The organism is Halobacillus sp. BBL2006 (assembly GCF_000786645.1).
Lineage (GTDB): Bacteria > Bacillota > Bacilli > Bacillales > Halobacillaceae > Halobacillus.
This window is the reverse complement of record NZ_JRNX01000378.1, coordinates 1-3,237: the sequence shown is the minus strand read 5'-3', so window position 1 is coordinate 3,237 and position 3,237 is coordinate 1. Positions and strand designations below refer to the sequence as shown.

Sequence of the window (3,237 nt, the reverse complement as noted above, 5' to 3'; positions counted from 1 at the left end):
CATTTAAGCCTCGTACTTCACCTTATGACTTCCAAGGCCTGGGAATTGAAGGCCTTAAAATGCTCAAACAAGCAGCTGATGAGAATGATCTTGCAGTTGTAAGTGAAATCGTCAACCCTGCTGACCTTGAAGAAGCACTGGATTACCTTGATGTTATCCAAATCGGTGCTCGTAACATGCAAAACTTTGAACTTCTGAAAGCTGCTGGATCTGTCAACAAGCCTGTTTTGTTGAAGCGAGGAATGTCAGCGACAATTTCTGAGTTCATCAATGCAGCTGAATATATCATTTCTAGAGGAAATGAAAACATCATCCTATGTGAGCGCGGAATTCGAACATATGAAAAGGCAACTCGAAATACATTAGATATTTCATCAGTACCAATTCTTAAACAAGAGACACACCTACCGGTTATGGTAGATGTGACCCACTCTACAGGAAGAAGAGATCTTTTGCTGCCTGCTGCAAAAGCTGCTCTAGCTATTGGGGCAGACGGGGTGATGGCAGAAGTACACCCAGACCCGGCAGTAGCCCTATCAGATTCGGCTCAGCAGATGGATATTCCAACCTTCCAGAACTTCATGAAAGAGTTAACAAAATAGTTCAATTATGATAAGTTAGGCTAGAAAATTAGCCTAACTTATTTTTTTGCTGAAAAGTTATCCGTTATAATGATATGGGTATCCTAGTAATGTATATACACGAACATTGCGGAACAGCGCTATCTATCGTATGATTATTTTATTAAATAAGTCGTACTAGTGGATTCGACAAAGGAGGAAACAAGATGAATGTAACAATATATGATGTAGCGAGAGAAGCGAATGTTTCCATGGCTACTGTATCAAGGGTAGTCAACGGGAACCCGAATGTTAAACCCGCAACGAGGAAAAAGGTGCATGATGCGATTGAGCGCCTTGGGTATCGCCCTAATGCAGTCGCTCGTGGGTTAGCGAGTAAAAAGACTACAACGGTGGGGGTAATTATCCCCGACATTTCAAGTATCTTTTTCGCAGAATTGGCGCGAGGAATTGAAGACATCGCGACGATGTACAACTATAACATCATTCTGAGTAATTCAGATCAAAATAAAGATAAAGAACTTCACCTCATTAATGCGATGCTCGGCAAACAAGTGGATGGTTTAGTATTTATGGGAGGGAAGATTACTGAAGATCACATCCGTGAATTCAAGACTTCTTCTGTACCTATTGCACTGGCAGCTACGGTAGATGAGAGTGAAGAAACTCCTGCTGTTAACATTAATTATGAGCAGGCGGCCTATGACGCAACGGAATTACTGCTTTCTCATGAAAATAAAAACGTAGCTTTTGTTGCAGGACCTGAAGATACAGTCATCAATGCTCAGAAACTTGAAGGATATAAACGAGCGATGAAAGATCATGGACACGATTCTCCAGAAAAATGGATCGTTAGCGGTGACTATACTTATGATTCAGGCATTGAAGCTTTAGATCAACTCCTAGAACTTGATGAGAAGCCGACAGCTGTATTTGTATCAGCTGATGAAATGGCGTTAGGTGTCATTCACGGAGCGCAGGACAAAGGGATTCGTGTCCCAGAGGACTTGGAAGTGTTTGGATTCGATAATACTCGATTAGCGACGATGGTCCGCCCGACTCTTTCTACTGTCGTTCAGCCTATGTACGATATTGGAGCCGTTGCTATGCGTCTTCTTACAAAATTAATGAATAAAGAAGAAGTGGAAGAGCAAAACGTTATCTTACCTCACCGAATTATAGAAAGAAACTCAACTCAGCAGAAATAGTACCGATATAGTAAGTAGACTGTATCTGGACGAAACTGAGGAGAGAGTGAAATGACTAGGAAAGACTTGTTAACTCCCGTTGGTATTACAATTGGGTTCATTATGGTTATCTTCGGCATTATGTCGAATGCAGGATTCAGCGGTTTGACTTCATTTATTCAAGCCTCATCAATCATCATCGTGTTAGGAGGGCTGATGGCAGCCCTATTAGTGAATTTTAATATGAATGAGATGAAATTGACGTTCCGTGTTACGAAAGAAGCGTTTAAGAAGAGTGATATGAATTTAAGGGAATTGATCTCTTTATTTGTTCAACTCTCTGAGAGGGCTAGGAGAGAAGGGCTGCTGGCTCTTGAAGCGGAACTTGATGAAGTAGAGGATCCTTTTATTAAAAAAGGGATTCTGCTTGCGGTCGATGGAATAGAACCAGAAGTTATCAACGATATCATGAACGCGGAAGTTGTAGCTGTCGAGGAACGACATCAGCGGGGAAGAGCCATCATCGAAAAAGCAGGGGAGTACGCTCCGGCTTGGGGTATGATTGGTACATTGATCGGGCTGGTTCTTATGCTGCAAAGTTTGTCTACCCCTGAGGATTTAGGACCGAAAATGGCTGTTGCATTATTGACGACGTTTTACGGAACTTTATTGGCCAATCTGGTTTTTCTTCCGATGGCAGGCAAACTAGAGAATAAGACAGATCAAGAAGTTTTCATGAAACAAGTCATCATTGAAGGAGTCATAGGTGTTCAATCGGGCCAAAACCCTAAAATCCTCGAAGAAAAGCTGAGTGCGTTCTTATCTGAAGAAGACAAATCTTTCGAAGAAGAACAGCAGGAGGATTCTTTAGGAGAAGCAGCTAATGAAGCATAAGAGGAAGAAGAAAAGCAACAACGGCGCTCCGAAATGGATGACGACCTATGCGGATATGATTACCTTAGTCTTAGTGTTTTTCGTTCTCCTATTTTCAATGTCACAAATTAACTTAGTCAAATTCGAAGCGGTAGCCGAATCATTCAGAAACCGAATGATTTTTGATTTTTACCCTTCTCCGATTGAAAATACGCACCCTACTGAACAATCGAAAATTCAGGAGAATGGGGAAAAGAACAACGAATTTGAAGTCCCGCTCGAGGAGCCAGAAAATCTTGTAGAAAAGCAGAATACTGTAAAAGAACTCGAGAACTTAGAAGAACTAAAAAAAGAAGTTGATCAATACTTAGAGAAAAACCAGCTGAATGATATTATTTCGGCGAATCAGACAGAGCGGGGAGTGGTCCTCGTTTTAGAAGAACAGCTCTTATTTGAAACGAGTCGAGCGGAAATTCTCGACAGTGCCAAGCCATTTTTGACTAAAGTAGGTACGCTGTTAAAAAACATTCCGAACTTCGTGAAAGTGGAAGGGCATACCGATAACCGTCAAATTTCAACTTACCGTTATCCATCCA

4 protein-coding genes are annotated in these 3,237 nt (G+C 41.5%); all 4 read left to right on the top strand.

The genetic code is table 11. The features are described 5' to 3' along the window. On the top strand, nt 1-602 hold a 602-nt coding region (locus LD39_RS11785; protein ID WP_035546642.1), incomplete at its 5' end, for a bifunctional 3-deoxy-7-phosphoheptulonate synthase/chorismate mutase. Nucleotides 603-787: 185 nt separating this feature from the next. Continuing rightward, the gene (gene ccpA, locus LD39_RS11780) at nt 788-1,789 is read left to right on the top strand and encodes a catabolite control protein A (protein WP_035546640.1); all 1,002 of its coding nucleotides are present in this window, start codon (nt 788-790) and stop codon (nt 1,787-1,789) included. Between the two features lie 51 nt (nt 1,790-1,840). After that, nucleotides 1,841-2,662, top strand: a complete 822-nt coding sequence (motP, locus tag LD39_RS11775) for a flagellar motor protein MotP (RefSeq protein ID WP_035546637.1) — start codon at nt 1,841-1,843, stop codon at nt 2,660-2,662. Beyond that, nucleotides 2,652-3,237 (top strand): flagellar motor protein MotB (locus LD39_RS11770; protein ID WP_035546635.1); only part of this gene is annotated, 586 nt, incomplete at its 3' end. The genes motP and LD39_RS11770, both read left to right, overlap by 11 nt.